Below are 3,570 nucleotides of genomic sequence, written 5' to 3'. Positions count from 1 at the left end.
CTATAAATTCTTCCGTAGAAAATTTTGATATCGTTTTCCCTAAGTTTTTATTATGGACAGGAAAATTATTGCCTAATAAGTCTTGAAGAATTTGATTAACATCATCATTTTCATCTAACTCTTCAATTTTAGAATAAGCTTTTTTTGCCTTTTTTATGAATAATCCTTTGTCATTGTTTATGATTTGTTGATTACTTCCCAATGCATACCAATACGACTGATTCTCATCTTGATTTTGAAGATAATTAAATATAGATTTCAAAGTTAATAAATAATCAACATATCCTATAAACTTTTTTTGTTGGTTCTCTTCAAAATAATTATAAACCAATGTATCAATTAGCAAACCTTTAAATTTAAAGCCAACATTATTCTTCCAAGAACGTAAAATATTTGCAAATCTTTTGTAATTGTTATTTGTGGCTTTGATTTGTTTAAGACTAGCATTTTTTTCTGGAATAGGGTCTGTATATTTCCAATGACCACCGTCATTAGAATCAGGATATTTAAATCGATCATCACTTTCCTTAAAACCTGGAACTACTTCTATTTTATAATCAGTGAATTGAACAACAATAACTTGACCATCACCCTTAATATCAGTAGATGGATAGGTTTCTTTTATAACTTTCTTAACTTCCTGCAATAAATAAGATTGTCCATTGTTGTTATAACTATTAAACTTTAAAAACGTTTCATGAGGTAAGTCAAATATTATATCATAATCACTAATATTGCTAATAGCAGTGTCTCTACCAACTGAACCAACAGTATATAAATGATCACTGTCGCTGTCTATTTCATAATAGGTCTGGTTAAGTTTTTTTACGATTCGTTTAATTTTAATTTCAATATCTTTTAATTCCTTATCTGATGGAGTTATCTGTGAACAAAAATATTCAAAATCATTAGCTAAACTCATCAATCAACCTTCTTATCTTTATTTAATAAATCTTTAGGAATCAAATATTTAATTTCTTCTTGATAATCATTATCATGTTTAATATTTATTGCCTTATCAGCTTGTCGAACTGCACATGGGCTTGCATCTAGTAAACTAGAATATATTTGAGAACGTTTATTTTCTAATTCATTTATTCTTTGATCAATGTTCAATTCTGAATCTGTTTTATATTTTAAATCTCTCAGTGCGTTCAGTGCATCTTCACGTAATTGCCATAATTTATCTGAATTAGACCTAAATATCTTATAAAGATTATCATAGTCTGCAGATTTATCTAATGAATTAAAAGCAAGAGAGAAAAAAGATAGAAGTGTTATCAAAATAGTCAAATGGCTATCTTTAAAAAATATTGTTTTTATAAGCCCTGAAGAAATTGCGGTAGATAAGACAATATTTACTATTTTAAATGTTCTTTTTTTTCGCAAATATATATCTGCTTGTTTTATTTGTATTTTGTGTGTCCAGGCTACATTAGTTGTAAAACTTTCTAAACGATAAAAATTCTTTTCTGTTAAGCTCAACTCAAACCTCCAAGTGAACTAAAAATAAACTATACATATATACTATAATTAGTTTCAAAAACACAGTATATAGTTTATTTTAACAAAGAAGTACAGTATATTGTATTATATATGTGTAAAATATTTTGTAAAAACGTTACCAACAGAATTGTTAAAAATAAGTAATAGGCAGATTACAAGTTTAATCCGAACAAGCTCTAAAAACTTCAATGGCAGTCCGATAATTGTACAGCTTTAAGGGCCGATTATTGATCAGTTCAACAGCTTCCAACACTTGATCATTACTCACTTGGTCAAAGCTGGTTTTCTTCGGAAAGAACCAGCACAGCTTGCGGTTGAAATACTCGTTGCCACCTCGTTCCCAAGGCGAATAAGGATAAGAAATAAGCTGTTAAGCCTAGCGCTGTTCTAAACTGAGATACTAGGCAAACTCTTTACGATGATCTATCGTAATGCTCTGCATTGTGTTGTCAGAACGATGCATAAAACTTTCAAAGTCCTGGTTTAAGTATTGTGCAATCCGATTCTGGAGCTTTCAGAACCTAAAATAAGCGACTCTGCCGTTCCACAAAGGTCACTAAACAGGCCTTGCTTGACCCACGACTGGATAAAACCGTATCGACTTTCCAATGACCAAACTCTACCCGCTGATTGATCGGTGCTGGCCGTTGCTCAATACTGGTGCCGGTTTGATATTGACCACGTTTTTCTTGGCGCCGCCGATTACGATCGGGCAAGTCCTGACAGTTGAAATTCAATTTACCCTGGTGGAGCCAATTGTAGATAGAGGCCGCGCTAACTTCAATTTAGCAACAATGGTTTCTGGAAACCAAGTTAAACGTAAATGATTCTCAATCAACTGCTTGCGGGAAGCATCCAGAACCGTTTTGCGGCCACAATGCTTTATTTTCTGATCAGCATCCTGCTGAGCTAAAAAGGGATCATAAGGTCGCACTCGCTGTAAGTCTGTACAGATAGTGGACTGAGCTACGCCAATGGCGTTAGCGATTTGTTGTTGTGTTTGGCCTTATTAAATTAAAAGGGCTATCGCTCCGCGGTCAAACTGTGTTCAAGTAGTAGAGCTCAAAGTAATACCTGCTTTCATGGTTTGTTGTCGTAACTAGCATTGTAAAGGAATTACTTTGGGTTTTTTAGATTAATGCTGTTCAGATTATTTATAGAATCTGCGAGATATAAAAATATAATAAAACTTTATATTGTTTTAATTGATTTTGTTTAAATATTGAACATGATCAATTAATGCTGATATTATCGTTTCTTAACTTGTCTGTAATGTCTGGATTTATACAAACGCTCTATGACATTATTAATGGTCTGCATATGCTTGTTTGTCAACCATTACGTCATTAATTATTGAATACGAATCTTTCGAAGGCAAGCCAACTTTAATTATAATGCTGTGCTACTAAGGCTTTAAAGGGATTTTGAAGTCACCGATCAGGGCTTAGTAGTAACCTATACCGTTACGAAAGCTTTGAATCAAAATTTTACAATGATGTCTAATGAATCAACAGATTAGTTGTGCACAAAATCTGGGATGTTTAAGTCAAATACTAAAAAGCAATTTGAGAAACAAGAAATTAACCTATGGATCCTGTGGACCCTGGGGCGCAAAAATACATATAAAAATTCTCCATTAAATAATGGATTATTAAAACCTCTGCGCCACAAAATTGAAACAGTCCTTCTAACTGAAAAAATTTTATTTGAATATAATCAAAAGCACTTAGAGTAAGGTTTAATACATAAAAAGGCGAAACTAAACATTATGTCAAGTGCCGCCTTCTTAAATATCATGTTATATTTTATATGAAATTACTTAAAATAAGCTCTATTAAAAAATGATAAGAACTTAAATAAATTTCAATAATTAGTAGTTAATTGAAGTTTTTAGAATCTGTACAAATTAAATTTGTAGTTTATTTTATTTTAAAAAATTTACGCTTTATTTCTACAAAAATAAATAAAAATAAAACTGATTATGGACAAAAGTATTAATACAATTAATCCTATATAAATATATTTTGTAAAATAACTAAAAATTAACGAGGATAATCCATATCC

At 31.1% G+C, this 3,570-nt stretch carries 4 protein-coding genes; all 4 read right to left on the bottom strand.

Features of this window, described 5'->3' with window-relative positions; translation table 11 throughout:
* The coding region (locus EQ827_RS08195) for an SMODS domain-containing nucleotidyltransferase (RefSeq protein ID WP_181190501.1) at positions 1–922 on the bottom strand (922 nt) is incomplete at its 3' end.
* Positions 922–1,485 carry an SLATT domain-containing protein gene (locus tag EQ827_RS08190; RefSeq protein WP_181190500.1) on the bottom strand — a complete coding sequence of 188 codons (564 nt, stop codon included), beginning with the start codon at positions 1,483–1,485 and terminating at the stop codon, positions 922–924. The genes EQ827_RS08190 and EQ827_RS08195, both read right to left, overlap by 1 nt.
* Before the next feature lie 542 nt (positions 1,486–2,027).
* Positions 2,028–2,243 carry a hypothetical protein gene (locus tag EQ827_RS09290; protein WP_373563522.1) on the bottom strand — a complete coding sequence of 72 codons (216 nt, stop codon included), beginning with the start codon at positions 2,241–2,243 and terminating at the stop codon, positions 2,028–2,030.
* Positions 2,240–2,440 carry a hypothetical protein gene (locus tag EQ827_RS09285; RefSeq protein ID WP_373563521.1) on the bottom strand — a complete coding sequence of 67 codons (201 nt, stop codon included), beginning with the start codon at positions 2,438–2,440 and terminating at the stop codon, positions 2,240–2,242. The genes EQ827_RS09290 and EQ827_RS09285 overlap by 4 nt, the downstream gene beginning before the upstream one ends.
* Positions 2,441–3,570: the final 1,130 nt, after the last annotated feature.

Source organism: Bombilactobacillus bombi (assembly GCF_013607485.1).
In the GTDB taxonomy this organism is placed as follows: Bacteria; Bacillota; Bacilli; order Lactobacillales; family Lactobacillaceae; genus Bombilactobacillus; species Bombilactobacillus bombi_A.
The sequence above is the reverse complement of the archived record's forward strand: the minus strand, read 5'-3'. Positions and strand labels throughout refer to the sequence as shown.